General features: G+C 64.5%; 12 protein-coding genes. 8 read left to right on the top strand and 4 right to left on the bottom strand.

The features are described 5' to 3' along the window. Nucleotides 1-177: 177 nt before the first annotated feature. The gene (locus HWY37_RS09945; protein WP_088139105.1) at nt 178-1167 is read right to left on the bottom strand and encodes a malate dehydrogenase; all 990 of its coding nucleotides are present in this window, start codon (nt 1165-1167) and stop codon (nt 178-180) included. A 353-nt stretch (nt 1168-1520) separates the two neighbouring features. On the opposite strand from HWY37_RS09945, the gene HWY37_RS09940 reads away from it, so the two are divergent. The 8 genes from HWY37_RS09940 (at nt 1521) to HWY37_RS09905 (ending at nt 8685) form a co-directional block, all read left to right on the top strand. Continuing rightward, the gene (locus HWY37_RS09940) at nt 1521-2300 is read left to right on the top strand and encodes a GntR family transcriptional regulator (RefSeq protein ID WP_176088557.1); all 780 of its coding nucleotides are present in this window, start codon (nt 1521-1523) and stop codon (nt 2298-2300) included. 121 nt (nt 2301-2421) lie between these two features. Further along, on the top strand, nt 2422-2835 hold the full coding sequence (sdhC, locus tag HWY37_RS09935; RefSeq protein WP_176088556.1) for a succinate dehydrogenase, cytochrome b556 subunit: 414 nt from the start codon (nt 2422-2424) through the stop codon (nt 2833-2835). After that, the gene (sdhD, locus tag HWY37_RS09930) at nt 2835-3218 is read left to right on the top strand and encodes a succinate dehydrogenase, hydrophobic membrane anchor protein (protein WP_013392308.1); all 384 of its coding nucleotides are present in this window, start codon (nt 2835-2837) and stop codon (nt 3216-3218) included. The genes sdhC and sdhD overlap by 1 nt, the downstream gene beginning before the upstream one ends. 15 nt (nt 3219-3233) lie before the next feature. After that, on the top strand, nt 3234-5000 hold the full coding sequence (gene sdhA / locus HWY37_RS09925) for a succinate dehydrogenase flavoprotein subunit (protein WP_272909237.1): 1767 nt from the start codon (nt 3234-3236) through the stop codon (nt 4998-5000). An 18-nt stretch (nt 5001-5018) separates the two neighbouring features. Continuing rightward, entirely contained in the window at nt 5019-5735 is a 717-nt protein-coding gene (locus tag HWY37_RS09920; protein ID WP_054450743.1) for a succinate dehydrogenase iron-sulfur subunit, read from the top strand. 148 nt (nt 5736-5883) lie between these two features. After that, nucleotides 5884-6144 (top strand): succinate dehydrogenase assembly factor 2, encoded by a 261-nt coding sequence (locus tag HWY37_RS09915; protein WP_175206327.1) that lies wholly within the window; start codon nt 5884-5886, stop codon nt 6142-6144. 19 nt (nt 6145-6163) lie between these two features. Next, nucleotides 6164-7474, top strand: a complete 1311-nt coding sequence (gene gltA, locus HWY37_RS09910) for a citrate synthase (RefSeq protein WP_176088555.1) — start codon at nt 6164-6166, stop codon at nt 7472-7474. A 101-nt stretch (nt 7475-7575) separates the two neighbouring features. After that, nucleotides 7576-8685, top strand: a complete 1110-nt coding sequence (locus HWY37_RS09905; RefSeq protein ID WP_176088554.1) for a hypothetical protein — start codon at nt 7576-7578, stop codon at nt 8683-8685. A gap of 44 nt (nt 8686-8729) precedes the next feature. Here HWY37_RS09905 and HWY37_RS09900 read toward each other — a convergent pair whose 3' ends face one another. The 3 genes from HWY37_RS09900 to mdeB all read right to left on the bottom strand — a co-directional run bounded on the left by HWY37_RS09900 (nt 8730) and on the right by mdeB (nt 14574). Further along, nucleotides 8730-9182 carry a DUF2214 family protein gene (locus HWY37_RS09900; RefSeq protein WP_175206329.1) on the bottom strand — a complete coding sequence of 151 codons (453 nt, stop codon included), beginning with the start codon at nt 9180-9182 and terminating at the stop codon, nt 8730-8732. 134 nt (nt 9183-9316) lie between these two features. Next, a complete protein-coding gene (locus HWY37_RS09895) occupies nt 9317-11614 on the bottom strand; it encodes an NADP-dependent malic enzyme (protein ID WP_175206330.1) in 2298 nt (765 codons plus the stop codon). A gap of 278 nt (nt 11615-11892) precedes the next feature. Next, entirely contained in the window at nt 11893-14574 is a 2682-nt protein-coding gene (gene mdeB / locus HWY37_RS09890; RefSeq protein WP_176088780.1) for an alpha-ketoglutarate dehydrogenase, read from the bottom strand. Nucleotides 14575-14753: the final 179 nt, after the last annotated feature.

The following is a 14753-nucleotide window of genomic DNA, read 5'->3' as shown; positions in this document are numbered from 1 at the left end:
GCCGGCCGGGGCGAGATGCTTCCCGCCCTGTCGCCTGACCTTACCGCGGGCCCGGAAAATAAATCTGTCCCCTTCGCGACAATTCTTTGCGCAGGGGCAAAGGGACAGGTTTATGTTTCGGTCTTGCCTAGGAATTGGGCCCGCGCAAACGGGCCCAATTCTTTACTCATGCGCTGCTTACTTCAGCAGGTCCTTGACGCCGTCGCGCTCTTCGAGGAGCTCTTTCAGCGTGAAGTCCAGGCGCTCGCGCGAGAAGGCGTCGATTTCCAGGCCTTCGATGCGCTTGTATTCGCCGTTTTCGGTCGTGACCGGCACGCCGTAGATGATGCCTTCGGGGATGCCGTAGGAGCCGTCCGACGGGATGCCCATCGTGACCCACTTGCCGTTGCTGCCCAGGACCCAGTCACGGACGTGGTCGATGGCGGCGTTGGCGGCCGAAGCGGCCGAGGACAGGCCGCGGGCTTCGATGATGGCGGCGCCGCGCTTGCCCACGGTGGGGATGAACGTGTCGCGGTTCCAGGCGTCGTCGTTGATCAGCTTGGACAGCGATTCGCCGCCGACGGTGGCGAAGCGGTAGTCGGGGTACATCGTGGGCGAGTGGTTGCCCCACACGACCAGCTTTTCAATCGCGGCGACCGGCTTGCCCGACTTGGCGGACAGTTGCGACAGGGCGCGGTTGTGGTCCAGGCGCAGCATGGCGGTGAAGTTCTTGGCGGGCAGGTCCGGCGCCGACTTCATGGCAATGTAGGCGTTGGTGTTGGCCGGGTTGCCCACGACCAGGACCTTGACGTTGCGGCTGGCGACGTCGTTCAGGGCCTTGCCCTGGGCCGTGAAGATCTGGGCGTTGACGGACAGCAGGTCCTTGCGCTCCATGCCGGGGCCGCGCGGACGGGCGCCAACCAGCAGGGCCACGTCGGCGTCCTTGAAGGCGGTGCGCGGGTCGCTGTGGGCGGTGACTTCTTGCAGCAGCGGGAAGGCGCAGTCATCCAGTTCCATGATGACGCCCTTCAGGGCCTTTTGCGCTTTCTCGTCGGGGATTTCCAGCAGTTGCAGGATGACGGGTTGATCTTTACCCAGCATTTCGCCCGAGGCGATGCGGAATAGCAGTGCGTAACCGATTTGGCCGGCGGCGCCGGTGACGGCGACACGCAAGGCAGGCTTGGACATGGACGTTCTCCGTAATGGTTTGGCGAGAAAAAATCTCACCAATCAGTGTAATCGTTGGGCGTGAAAATCAACGCGGGCGCGACAGCGGGCGCGGGGCCCGGGGCAGCGTTGAATCCTAGATCGAATTTACGTATGCGTCAATTGCTCTTCTATCTTATATAAGACATAAGACGTTGGACAGTTTCCCGGCCGATATGCCACAATAGAGCGTTTATTCGAATGCGCCGCAGCCCGGTTCGGCTGCGCGCCTGTATCAAGCCAGAAGACCGGCGGCAGCGCATTGCGGATGGGTACGCTGCCTTTGTGTCGCTTTCCCGTTCCCCCGGATAAACATGACTCAATCAAAAAGATCCATGGCAGAGCCCCGGCCCGAAACCTCCTTACGCATTCGCGCCGCCCGTCCGGCGGGCGAGGGGGCCGCTTTCAGTCCGCTCTACCGCCAAATCAAGGATCTGCTTGTCCAGAGCCTGGAACGCGGCGAATGGAAGCCCGGCGAGCTCATCCCCAGCGAAATCGATCTGGCCGCCCGTTTCCAGGTAAGCCAGGGCACGGTGCGCAAGGCGGTCGACGAGCTGGCCGCCGAGCACATGCTGCTGCGCCGCCAGGGCAAGGGCACTTTTGTCGCCACCCACCATGAAGCGCGCGTGCGCTACCGCTTCCTGCGCCTGGCCGCCGACGACGAAGGCGAGGCCGGCCGGGCGGAAAGCCGCATACTGGAATGCCGGCGCCTGAGGGCGCCCGCCGAGATCGCGCGCGCCCTGGACCTGCGCGTTGGCGAGACCGTCATCATGATCCGCCGCCTTCTTTCCCTCGGGCATGCCCCCACCGTGGTGGACGACATCTGGCTGCCCGGTTCCATTTTCCGTGGACTGACCCTGGAGCTGCTGAGCGCCAACAAGGCGCCGCTCTATGGCCTGTTCGAATCCGAATTCGGCGTGAGCATGGTGCGCGCGGACGAAAAGCTGCGCGCGGTGCTCGCGCCGGCCGAGGTCTGTCCGCTGCTTAATGTTCCCCCCGGAACGCCGTTGTTGCAGGTGGATCGAGTGTCTTATACGTATGGTGACCGCCCCATGGAAATCCGCCGGGGTTTGTACTTGACCGATCGATACCACTACCGCAATAGTCTGAATTGATGAGCTTTTTACCTACGATTTGATACCGACCCTATCTCTGGGCGAAAATAGCGTGTTTGCCCGCAAGGGCCACGACATTTTCGTCGTAACGATTCCCTAGTTCCGAAACACCGAGGCCGTCATGTCCGACACCGCTGCCAAGCCACGTCCGCAGTTTCGCAATATTGGTATTGCGCAACTCGCCAGCTACCGCCTGCCCCTGGCCGGCAAGCTGTCCATTCTGCACCGCGTCAGCGGCGCGCTGCTGTTCCTCTGTCTTCCCTTGGTCATCCTGCCGCTGTTCGCGGCCAGCGTGGCCGCGCCGCAGACGTTCGCCGCCGTGGCCGCGTACGCCGGCAACCCGATAGTCAAGCTCGTGTTTCTGGTCCTGGTCTGGGGCTATCTGCATCACTTCTGTGCCGGCATCCGCTACCTGCTGCTGGATCTGCACATCGGCATCGACAAGCTGTCGGCCAGGAAGAGCGCCGGCGTGGTTTTCGGGGTGAGCCTGGCGCTGACCCTGGTGTTCGCTCTCAAACTGTTCGGAGTGCTGTAATGGCCGACGTCAAAAACTACGGACCCAAGCGTCTGGTCGTGGGCGCCCATTACGGCGTCATGGATTTCATCATCCAGCGCATCACCGCCGTCATCATGGCCGTGTACACGCTGGTGCTGCTCATCGGCATCCTGATGATGCCGGCCTTCACGTACGAACACTGGACCGCGCTGTTCAACTTCTACGTGGGCGTTCTTCCGGTTGGCCAGATCCTGGCCACCCTTGCATTCATTGCGCTGGCCTGGCACGCCTGGATTGGCGTGCGCGACATCTGGATGGACTACGTCAAGTCGGTGGGCGTGCGCCTGCTGCTGCAAGTGCTGACGATCCTCTGGCTGGTCGGTTCGGTCGTTTACTTCGCGCAAATCCTCTGGAGCATTTAAGCCGTGGTCTCTGTCATGAAATCCCTGCCGCGCCGCCAGTTTGATGTGGTGGTCGTTGGCGCCGGTGGAGCCGGCATGCGTTGTTCGCTGCAACTGTCCCAAGCGGGCCTGTCCGTTGCGGTGCTGTCCAAAGTGTTCCCCACGCGTTCGCACACGGTTGCGGCGCAGGGCGGCGTGAGCGCCTCGCTGGGCAACATGAGCGAAGACAACTGGTACTGGCACATGTACGACACCGTCAAGGGTTCGGACTGGCTGGGCGACCAGGACGCCATCGAATTCATGTGCCGCGAAGCGCCGAACGCCGTGTACGAGCTCGAGCACTTCGGCATGCCGTTCGACCGCAACCCCGACGGCACCATCTACCAGCGTCCGTTCGGCGGCCACACCGCCAACTTCGGTGAAAAGCCGGTCCAGCGCGCCTGTGCCGCTGCCGACCGCACCGGCCACGCGCTGCTGCACACCCTCTACCAGCGCAACGTCGCCGCGCGCACCCAGTTCTTCGTCGAATGGATGGCGCTGGACCTGCTGCGCAACGAAGCGGGCGATGTCGTGGGCGTGACCGCCCTGGAAATGGAAACGGGCGAAATCTACATCCTGGAAGCCAAGACCACGGTGCTGGCCACCGGCGGCGCCGGCCGCATCTGGGCCGCTTCTACCAATGCCTTCATCAACACCGGTGACGGCTTGGGCATGGCCGCCCGCGCGGGCATCCCGCTGCAGGACATGGAATTCTGGCAATTCCACCCGACCGGCGTGGCCGGCGCCGGCGTGCTGATCACGGAAGGCGTGCGCGGCGAAGGCGGCATCCTGCTGAACAAGGATGGCGAACGCTTCATGGAGCGCTATGCGCCCACGCTGAAGGACCTGGCCCCGCGCGACTTCGTGTCCCGCTCGATGGACCAGGAAATCAAGGAAGGCCGCGGTTGCGGTCCGGACGGCAGCTACGTGGTCCTCAAGCTGGACCACCTGGGCGCCGACGTGATCAACAAGCGTCTGCCCTCGATCCGCGAAATCGCGATCAAGTTCGGCAACGTGGATCCGATCAAGGAACCGATCCCCGTCGTTCCGACCATCCACTACCAGATGGGCGGCATCCCGGCCAACTACCACGGCCAGGTGCTGACGCGCGAAAACGGCGAGAACAAGATCGTCAACGGCCTGTACGCCATCGGCGAATGCGCCGCGGTGTCGGTGCACGGCGCCAACCGCCTGGGCACCAACTCGCTGCTGGACCTGATCGTGTTCGGTCGCGCCACCGGCAACCACATCGTCAATTCGCATCCGGAACGCCAGCACGCGCACCAGCCCGTGCCGCAGCAAGCCGTCGAATTCTCGCTCGACCGCGTCAACAAGCTGGAATCGCGCACCTCGGGCGAAAAGACCCAGGACATCGGCAACGCCATCCGCTTCTCGATGCAGCGCCACTGCGGCGTGTTCCGCACGCTGGAACTGCTGAACGAAGGCGTGACCCAGATCGAAGATCTGGCCAAGCAAGCCGACAACATCTACTTCAAGGACAAGTCCAAGGTGTTCAACACCGCGCGCGTCGAGGCGCTGGAACTGGCGAACATGACCGAAGTGGCCCGCGCCACCATCAAGTCGGCCGCCAACCGCACCGAAAGCCGCGGCGCGCACGCGCTGGACGACCACCCGACGCGCGACGACGAAAACTGGCTGAAGCACACGCTGTGGTACTCCGAAGGCAGCCGCCTGGATTACAAGCCCGTGCAGATGAAGCCGCTGACGGTCGAGTCCTTCCCGCCCAAGGCGCGTACCTTCTAAGTCCGGATTGAGCCCACTATGAGCACCAAGAGAATCGTCAAGTTCGAAATCTACCGCTACGATCCGGACAAGGACGAGCGCCCGTACATGCAGAAGCTGGAAGTCGAACTCCAGCCGACCGACAAGATGCTGCTCGATGCGCTGGTGCGCATCAAGAACGACGTCGATGACAGCCTGGCCCTGCGCCGCTCGTGCCGTGAAGGCGTGTGCGGTTCGGATGCCATGAACATCAACGGCAAGAACGGTCTGGCTTGCACGACGAACCTGCGCGAACTGAAGGAACCCATCGTTCTGCGTCCGCTGCCGGGCCTGCCCGTCATCCGCGACCTGATCGTGGACATGACGCACTTCTTCAACCAGTACCACTCGATCCGCCCGTACCTCATCAACGACACGCCGCCGCCTGAAAAGGAACGCCTGCAGTCGCCCGAGGCGCGCGAAGAGCTGGATGGCCTGTACGAGTGCATCCTGTGCGCGTGCTGTTCCACTTCCTGCCCGTCGTTCTGGTGGAACCCGGACAAGTTCGTCGGCCCGGCCGGCCTGCTGCAAGCCTACCGCTTCATCGCCGACAGCCGCGACGAAGCCACCGGCAGCCGTCTCGACAACCTGGACGATCCGTACCGCCTGTTCCGTTGCCACACCATCATGAATTGCGTCGACGTCTGTCCCAAGGGACTGAACCCGACCAAGGCGATCGGCAAGATCAAGGAACTGATGGTTCGCCGTACGGTCTAGTTGTAATACGGTCTGGTTTTAATTAAGCGCGTTTTGCCTCCGGCGGTGGGTTTCCGCCGCCGGGCCGTCCCAAGGCAAAAATGCCCCCTCGGGGGGCAGCAAGCCCGCGTAGCGGGTGCGGCGTGGGGGCGTTTTATTAGGTGTAAGAATGAGCAGGCTAACTGAATTGGAGCGGGCACGTCTGCGTTGGCGGGCGCGCCGCGGCTTGCTCGAAAACGACTTGATCATCACCCGGTATCTGGACGCCCATGAGGGCGAACTGACCGATGATGACGTGGCCGCATTGACGCAGCTTTTCGAGATGGGCGACAACGACCTTCTCGATCTGCTGCTGGCCCGCAAAGAGCTTGAAGGCGCGCTGGACACGCCCAGGCTTCGGAGCATCATTGGCCAGATGCGCGCGCTCTGATTAATTGAGAGGAATGAACATGAACCTGTCTGACAAAAAAGCCACGCTATCCTTCTCGGATGGCAGCGCCCCTATCGAGTTCCCCGTTTACAAGGGTACGGTTGGTCCGGATGTGATCGACATCCGTAAGCTGTATGGCCAGACGGGCATGTTCACGTTTGACCCCGGCTTCATGTCCACCGCCGCCTGCGAATCGGGCATCACGTACATCGACGGCGACAAGGGTGAACTGCTGTACCGCGGCTACCCCATCGAGCAGCTGGCCGTGAACTGCGACTTCATGGACATCTGCTACCTGATCCTGAACGGCGAACTGCCCAACAAGGACCAGAAGGCCGATTTCGATTCGCAAGTGACCCATCACACGATGGTGAACGAGCAGCTGCACTTCTTCCTGCGCGGCTTCCGCCGCGATGCGCACCCGATGGCCGTTCTGACGGGCCTGGTCGGCGCGCTGTCCGCGTTCTACCACGACTCCACCGACATCACGAACCCGCAGCATCGCCATATCTCGGCCATCCGCCTGATCGCCAAGATGCCGACGCTGGTCGCGATGGCCTATAAGTACTCGCAAGGCCAGCCCTTCATCTACCCGCAGAACAACCTGTCCTACACGGGCAACTTCCTGCGCATGATGTTCGCCACGCCGTGCGAAGACTACAAGGTGAACGAAGTCGTCGAGCGCGCGCTCGACCGCATCTTCATCCTGCACGCCGACCACGAGCAGAACGCTTCGACCTCGACCGTCCGCCTGTGCGGCTCGTCGGGCACCAACCCGTTCGCCGCCATCTCGGCTGGCGTGGCTTGCCTGTGGGGCCCGGCTCACGGCGGCGCCAACGAAGCTTGCCTGCAAATGCTGGAAGAACTGCAAGCCAACGGCGGCATCGCCAAGGTCGGCGAGTTCATGGAGAAGGTCAAGGACAAGAACTCGGGCGTGCGCCTGATGGGCTTTGGCCACCGCGTCTACAAGAACTACGACCCGCGCGCCAAGCTGATGCAGGAAACCTGCAAGGAAGTGCTCTCGGCCCTGGGCCTGGAAAACGACCCGCTGTTCAAGCTGGCCATGGAACTGGAACGCATTGCCCTGTCGGATCAGTACTTCGTGCAGCGCAAGCTGTACCCGAACGTGGACTTCTACTCGGGTATCGTCCAGCGCGCCATCGGCATCCCGACCTCGCTGTTCACGGCCATCTTCGCGCTGGCCCGCACGGTGGGCTGGATTGCCCAGTGGAACGAAATGTTGTCGGATCCCGATTACAAGATCGGCCGTCCGCGTCAGCTGTTCACCGGTTCGGTCACGCGCGACGTGCCCCCGATGGACAAGCGTTGATACGCAGCCTGGCTTGAACAAGAAACCGCCTTCGGGCGGTTTTTTGTTGTCGGCTCGTCCTGCGGCCGCGGCGGGGCGGTTTGGCGTGTACCATCCTTGCCATGATTCCGATAGCACTGCCTTCCGCCGGCTTTTACATCTTCGTTTCCCTGGGTTTTCTTGCAGGCCTGGCGCTGCTGGCCTGGGCCGTGGTCCTCGTCGCCAGCGGCGGCGCGCGCCGCACGGTGCGCAAGTACTGGAAGACTTCCTCCCTGGTTTTCATCGTGCTGGCTGTGCCGTTCGCGTTCTATGCCTGGGTCCAGACGGTGGTCTGGCAGATCGAGCGGGAGGGCGCTCGCGCCGAGGCGGCTCGCAATGTCACCCTGCAGGAAACGACAACGGTGGGAGGCACTGCCATGCCCGCCGGCACGCGCCTGAAGCTGCAGGACGAAGGGCAACTGGAAACCTATATTGAGGCGGAGTTTCCGCAGCCCGTGGCCATGTACGGAGCCATGGCGACGAGCGTGCGGCGTTTTCTGGGCACCGACTACGACAGCGAAACCTATGCGCTGCGCGAGCGCTACCCGCGCAGCGTCATCCTGCGCGGCGCTGGCAGCCAGACGGTGCGGGGCTGGCAGTGCGAGGCCACGCAGGACATCGAGTTCGACGTGGAGCGCGACGGCGCCATGACGCAGCTGAGCAAGTGCGTGCTGGGGCCGGGCAACCGGGTCGAAACCTTGGAGCTCGCGCCCGGCTCCATCGTCTACGAATCCAGTGGCACGGTCTATACCGACGGTGCGCGCGATCCGGACCGTTGGCGCATCGAGGTCAAGGACCCGGTGGCGGTCAAGGTGTTCGGGCTGCCCCTGAGCGAACCCAGGCTGTACCTGGACGAGGCGCGGCATTTGTTGCGCGTTAGCGATGCCGAACTTGCCTGCCCCACGCGCTTCGGCGGTGTCAGCTATGCCGTCGGCACCCAGGTCAAATCAGTGCGCCGCGGCCGCGGCGATGAGCGCGAACCGTTTCCCGGCGTGCTGGTGCTGAGCCCCTGGAACGGTCAGGCCGCCAAGCGCGATGGCCAGGCCGACGTGCCTGAGGGGATGTCGGTGATGCAGACACTGGCCGGCGAAGTCGTCGATGTGGTCAAGAACGATGAGGTGGGCGTGTTCCACTTCGCCACCTTTGTCGTCGGCGATGAGGAGCCAGAAGTCCGCCGCGCGGCCTGCCCCTGAGCCGCGCGTCCTATCGTTGAGTCGCGCGGCCCATGGCGCGGGTATCAGGCGCCGATGCCGCGCGCCATCAGCACGGCGAACAGCGGCAGGAAGATGAACAGATGCGATTCGATCATCACCCAGCGCCGCGCCCGTTTGATGTCGGTGGCGGCGGGCACGAAGCCCGGCTGCTGGCGCGATTGCTTGGCCCAGCGCAGGAACGTCATCGTGGGCGGGATCGAACAGAGGCCGATGACGACGAAAAGCGTGATCTTCGCGTGGAACCAGGGATTGCTCATGTAGAACGCGGCGCCCTTGGCGCCCAGCGTCAGCCGCAGCACGCCGGTGATCAGCACCACCACGGCGCTCAGCGCATAGAGGCGGTCATAGATGACCAGGCGCTTGAGCCCGTTGACGGTGAGGTCGGGCCGCAGCAGCACGGCTTCCGCGGTGAGGACCACCACGAGCAGGAAAATGGCCAGGTAGTGAAACCAGGCATACAAGGCGTCGGCCAGCATGGGGACTCCAGAAACAAGGTTGAACCTGGTTTTTACCATCAGCCCGTGCGCGCGGGCTATCGTGGCGGCGATGACATCGCGCAATGAAAAAGGGCGCCCCGCGGGGCGCCCTTTGCCTTAGAGGCCGTAGATCATCAACGGCGCTTCTTGGCGGCTTCGGCGGCTTCCTGCTGCGCGTCCACCACGGCCAGCGCCGTCATGTTGACGATGCGGCGCACGGTGGCGCTGGTGGTCAGGATGTGCACCGGGCGCGCCGCGCCCAGCAGGATCGGACCCATCGCGACGCCATTGCTGCCGGTCATCTTCAGCATGTTGTACGTGATGTTGCCGGTGTCCAGCGTGGGCATGACGAGCAGGTTGGCGCGGCCCTTGAGCGTGCTGTCCGGGTAGGCCTGGACGCGGATCTTTTCCGACAGGGCGGCGTCGGCGTGCATTTCGCCGTCGACTTCCAGGTCGGGCGCGCGGTCCTGCACCATCTGGCGCGCGGCGGCCATCTTGCGCGACGAGTCCGTGACGCGGCTACCGAAGTTGGAGTGCGACAGCAGGGCGATCTTGGGCACCACGCCAAAGCGCAGCATTTCGTCCGCGGCCTGGATGGTGATGCTGGCGACTTCCTCGGCCGTCGGGTTTTCGTTGACGTGGGTGTCGGTGACGAACAGCGTCTGGTCGGGCAGCATCAGCACGTTCAGGGCGGCGTAGGTCTGGCCTTCCTTCTTGCCGATGATTTCATCAATGTACTTGAGCTGGTTGTCGTACTTGCTGGCCACGCCGCAGAGCAGGGCGTCGGCGTCGCCACGGCGCAGCAGCATCGCGCCGATGAGCGTGTTGTGCTTGCGGATCATCGCCTTGGCGATGGCCGGCGTCACGCCTTCGCGGCCCTTGAGCTGGTAGTACGCGTTCCAGGTTTCGTTGAAGCGGCTGTCGTCTTCGGGATCGACGATCTCGAAGTCCTTGCCGGCAGCCAGACGCAGGCCGAACTTCTTGATGCGCATTTCGATGACGGACGGGCGGCCGATCAGGATCGGGAATGCCAGTTTTTCATCGGCCACGGTCTGCACCGCGCGCAGCACGCGCTCGTCTTCGCCGTCGGCGTAGATGACGCGCTTGGGCGCCTTCTTGGCCTGGGCGAACAGCGGACGCATCAGCTGGCCCGAGTGGTACACGAAGCCCATCAGCTTCTGGCGGTAGGCTTCGATGTCCTCGATGGGGCGGGCAGCCACGCCGGAGTCGGCGGCGGCCTGCGCCACGGCGGGGGCGATCTGGACGATCAGGCGCGGGTCGAAGGGCTTCGGAATGATGTAATCCGGGCCGAACGACAACTCCTGGCCGGCGTAGGCGCGGGCCACTTCGTCGTTCTGCTCGGCCTGCGCCAGGTCGGCAATGGCCTTGACGCAAGCCAGCTTCATTTCTTCCGTGATGCGCGAGGCGCCGGCGTCCATGGCGCCGCGGAAGATGAAGGGGAAGCACAGCACGTTGTTGACCTGATTCGGGTAGTCCGAACGGCCGGTGGCGATGATGCAGTCCGGGCGGGCGGCCTTGGCCACTTCGGGACGGATTTCGGGTTCCGGGTTGGCCAGCGCCAGGATCAGCGGGCTGGCGGCCATCGTCTTGACCATGTCGGCGGTCAGCACGCCGGCGGTCGAGCAGCCCAGGAACACGTCGGCGCCGTTGACCACGTCGGCCAGCGTGCGCGCGTCGGTCTTCTGCGCGTAGCGCTTCTTGTTGGCCTCCATGTTCTCGTCGCGGCCTTCCCAGATCACGCCGCGTGAGTCCACCACGTAGATGTTTTCGCGCTTGACGCCCAGGTGGACCAGCAGGTCCAGGCAGGCGATGGCGGCGGCGCCGGCGCCGGAGCAGGCCAGCTTGACCTTGCCGATGTCCTTGCCCACGACCTTCAGGCCGTTCAGGATGGCGGCCGACGAAATGATGGCGGTGCCGTGCTGGTCGTCATGAAAGACGGGGATCTTCATGCGTTCGCGCAGCTTCTTCTCGATGTAGAAGCACTCGGGCGCCTTGATGTCCTCGAGGTTGACGCCGCCCAGCGTGGGCTCCAGCGCCGCGATGATGTCGACCAGCTTGTCCGGATCGTTCTCGGCCAGTTCGATGTCGAACACGTCGATGCCGGCGAACTTCTTGAACAGGCAGCCCTTGCCTTCCATCACGGGCTTGGCGGCCAGCGGGCCGATGTTACCCAGGCCCAGCACGGCGGTGCCGTTGGTGATCACGCCCACCAGGTTGCCGCGCGAGGTGTACTTCGAGGCCGCGTCGTCGCCCTGGTCGAAGATGGCCATGCAGGCGGCCGCCACGCCGGGGGAGTAGGCCAGGGACAGGTCGTCCTGGTTGGCCAGGGTCTTGGTCGGGGTGACCGAGATTTTGCCGGGAGTGGGGTAGGCGTGGTAGTCCAACGCCATTTTGGTGAGAGTTTCGTCCATGGGATACAGGCCTTGCGGGCGCTAAATGGAAAGGAAAGCTGGAAAGGAAAACTGGAAAAGAAAGCGGAGTGCAAAAAGCGGGCTCGCGGCCCGCCGTATTCTCTGGGAAATGCTTGGGAACACCCGTATTTCAACAGAAAGCGCGGGTGCTTGGTTGTTGCGGTGCAGCGAATGGACGATTTTGAAGGCGCAGGATGGATGACGCGCGAGATTTCCGATGAAAAGCCCGCGGCGTCCAACGCGCGTTCTTGACCCTGCCTTCCCGCGCTGCACCCATCCTACAGTTCCCAGGGAGGCGTCTGACGCGCGCCGGCGTTCAGGCGGGCGCGCAGTGCCCGGGCGTCTTCCTGGCGGTCCAGGCTGTCCAGCGCGTACAGCATGATCCAGTCCGCGCTGACTTCGAAGAAGTCGCGCAGCTGGGCGCGGGTGTCGCTGCGGCCGAAGCCGTCGGTGCCCAGCGTGCGGTAGGGCGCGGGCACCCAGGCGCGGATCTGTTCGGGCACGGCGCGCACATAGTCGCTGGCGGCGACCACCGGGGCGTTGCTGGCGCCCAGGCAGGCGCGGACCCAGTCGACGCCGGCCTCCAGCCCCAGCACCCGCGCGCGTTCGGCTTCGCGACCAGTGCGGGCCAGTTCCGAGTAGCTGGTGACGCTCCAGACCTCGGCGTCCACGCCGTAATCGGCCTGCAACCGCTGCGCCGCCAGTTCGGCCTCGCGCAGCATTGGGCCGGCGCCCAAGAGGCGCACCTGGGCCTGCCCGCGGGACGGACGCAGGCGGTACATGCCGCGCAGGATGCCCTCGCGTACCTCCTCGCCGGGCGGCATGTCCGGCTGCGCCAGGTTTTCGTTGGTGACGGTCAGGTAGAAGAACTCGTCGCGCTGTTCGTCCAGCATGCGGCGCATGCCGTGTTCGACGATGACGGCGACCTCGAAGGCATAGGCCGGGTCGTAGGCGCGGCAGTTGGGCACGGCCGCCGCGATGATGTGGCTGGATCCGTCCTGGTGCTGCAGGCCTTCGCCGCCCAGGGTGGTGCGCCCGGAAGTGGCTCCGACCAGGAAGCCGCGCGTGCGCTGGTCGGCGGCGGCCCAGATCAGGTCGCCGATGCGCTGGAACCCGAACATCGAGTAATAGATATAGAAGGGCAGCATCGGCAGGCCGTTGACCGAGTAGCTGGTGCCCGCGGCGGTCCACGACGAGATCGCGCCGGCCTCGGTGATGCCTTCTTCCAGGATCTGGCCGTCGCGGGCCTCGCGGTAATACAGCACCGAGCCGATGTCCTCGGGCTCGTAGAGCTGGCCTTGCGCCGAATAGATGCCGATCTGGCGAAACAGGTTGGCCATGCCGAAGGTGCGGGCCTCGTCAGCCACGATGGGCACGATGCGCGGTCCCACCGTGCCGTCCTTGAGCAGGGCGGTCAGCATGCGCACGATGGCCATGGTGGACGACATCTCCTTGCCGTCGGCGGCCAGCGCGAAGCGCGCCCAGTGTTCGGCGTCCGGCGGCGCCAGGCGCGGCGCTTCCATGTTGCGGCGGGGAATGTGGCCGCCCAACGCGGCGCGGCGCGCCTGCAGGTGACGCAGCTCGACGCTGTCCTCGGCGGGGCGGTAGAACTTCAGCGCCAGGCAATCGGCATCCGAGATCGGCAGCGCGAAGCGGTCGCGGAAGGCCAGCAGCGCTTCGTCGTCCAGCTTCTTCTGCTGGTGCGTGGTCATCTTGCCCTGGCCGGCCGAGCCCATGCCGAAACCCTTCTTGGTCTGCGCCAGGATCACCGTGGGCTGGCCGCGATGTTGAGCGGCGCGGTGGTAGGCCGCATGGATCTTCACCATGTCATGGCCGCCGCGGTGCAGGCGGTCGATGGCCTCGTCGCTCCAGTCGGCCACCAGCGCGGCCAGTTCGGGATTCTGGTTGAAGAAGTGGGCGCGGTTGAAGGCGCCGTCGTTGGCGGCGAAGGTCTGGAACTGCCCGTCGACGGTGTTGGCGAAGGCGCGCGCCAGCGCGCCATTGGTGTCGCGCCGCAAGAGCGCGTCCCAGTCGCTGCCCCAGACCAGCTTGATGACGTTCCAGCCGGCCCCTGCGTACAGGGTTTCCAGCTCGTCGATGATGCGGCCATTGCCGCGCACCGGGCCGTCCAGCCGTTGCAGGTTGCAATTGACCACGAACACCAGGTTGTCGAGTTTCTCGCGCGCGGCCAGCGTGAGCGCGGCGATCGATTCGGGTTCGTCCATCTCGCCGTCGCCGAAGATGCCCCAGACCTTGCGGTCGCCGCCGGGCATGAGCGAACGGTGCTCCAGGTAGCGCATGAAGCGCGCCTGGTAGATGGCGTTGATGGGGCCGATGCCCATCGAGCCGGTGGGGAACTGCCAGAAGTCCGGCATCAGCCACGGGTGTGGATATGACGACAGCCCGCGCAGGCCGCGCGCGGAGGCCGTGATCTCCTGGCGGAAATGCGCCAGGTCTTCTTCGCTCAGGAATCCTTCCAGGTAGGCGCGGGCGTACACGCCGGGCGCCGAGTGCGGCTGCATGTAGACCAGGTCGCCCGGACCGTCCTGGGTGCTGGCGCGGAAGAAGTGGTTGAAGCCCACCTCGAACAGGTCGGCCGCCGAGGCGTAGCTGGCAATGTGGCCGCCCAGCTCGCCGTGCGCCTGGTTGGCGCGTACCACCATGGCCAGCGCGTTCCAGCGGTTGATGCGGGCGATGCGCTCTTCCACCGCCAGGTTGCCGGGAAAGGCCGGCTCCTGGTCGGCGGGGATGGTGTTGAGGTAGGCGGTGCGGGTCTGGCTGTTGGCGCGCAGGCCCAAGGAGGCGGCATGGCCCAGCAGATTGTCCAGCACGTAGCCCGCGCGCTCGGCGCCTTCCGCCTGTACCAGCGACGCCAGCGCATCACGCCATTCGGCGGTTTCGGCGGGGTCGAGATCGTGCTGGGTATCTTGCCCGGGGCGGGCGGAACTGGCGTCGCGCATGGTCTTGTCGTCTCCTGGTTTGACGTCCATGCTAGACCCTAGCCCCAGGCATGGGTAATCAAAATTTTGGGGGAAATCCCGAAAATTCAGCATAATCTTTTGCAGGTTTTGCTACCTGCGGCAGCTTCTGCCGAGGATGTGCCTGACGGGCGTCCCAGGGACGGTGACCGCTGGGTGGA

This window comes from Achromobacter anxifer, from assembly GCF_903652925.1.
GTDB classification, from domain to species: domain Bacteria; phylum Pseudomonadota; class Gammaproteobacteria; order Burkholderiales; family Burkholderiaceae_B; genus Achromobacter; species Achromobacter anxifer.
The sequence above is the reverse complement of the archived record's forward strand: the minus strand, read 5'-3'. Positions and strand labels throughout refer to the sequence as shown.

Excerpts from the sequence above, each read along its gene's own strand:
- HWY37_RS09945 (WP_088139105.1), bottom strand. The coding sequence starts at position 1,167 with ATGTCCAAGCCTGCCTTGCGTGTCGCCGTCACCGGCGCCGCCGGCCAA.
- HWY37_RS09940 (WP_176088557.1), top strand. The coding sequence starts at position 1,521 with ATGGCAGAGCCCCGGCCCGAAACCTCCTTACGCATTCGCGCCGCCCGT.
- sdhC (WP_176088556.1), top strand. The coding sequence starts at position 2,422 with ATGTCCGACACCGCTGCCAAGCCACGTCCGCAGTTTCGCAATATTGGT.
- sdhD (WP_013392308.1), top strand. The coding sequence starts at position 2,835 with ATGGCCGACGTCAAAAACTACGGACCCAAGCGTCTGGTCGTGGGCGCC.
- sdhA (WP_272909237.1), top strand. The coding sequence starts at position 3,234 with ATGAAATCCCTGCCGCGCCGCCAGTTTGATGTGGTGGTCGTTGGCGCC.
- HWY37_RS09920 (WP_054450743.1), top strand. The coding sequence starts at position 5,019 with ATGAGCACCAAGAGAATCGTCAAGTTCGAAATCTACCGCTACGATCCG.
- HWY37_RS09915 (WP_175206327.1), top strand. The coding sequence starts at position 5,884 with ATGAGCAGGCTAACTGAATTGGAGCGGGCACGTCTGCGTTGGCGGGCG.
- gltA (WP_176088555.1), top strand. The coding sequence starts at position 6,164 with ATGAACCTGTCTGACAAAAAAGCCACGCTATCCTTCTCGGATGGCAGC.
- HWY37_RS09905 (WP_176088554.1), top strand. The coding sequence starts at position 7,576 with ATGATTCCGATAGCACTGCCTTCCGCCGGCTTTTACATCTTCGTTTCC.
- HWY37_RS09900 (WP_175206329.1), bottom strand. The coding sequence starts at position 9,182 with ATGCTGGCCGACGCCTTGTATGCCTGGTTTCACTACCTGGCCATTTTC.
- HWY37_RS09895 (WP_175206330.1), bottom strand. The coding sequence starts at position 11,614 with ATGGACGAAACTCTCACCAAAATGGCGTTGGACTACCACGCCTACCCC.
- mdeB (WP_176088780.1), bottom strand. The coding sequence starts at position 14,574 with ATGCGCGACGCCAGTTCCGCCCGCCCCGGGCAAGATACCCAGCACGAT.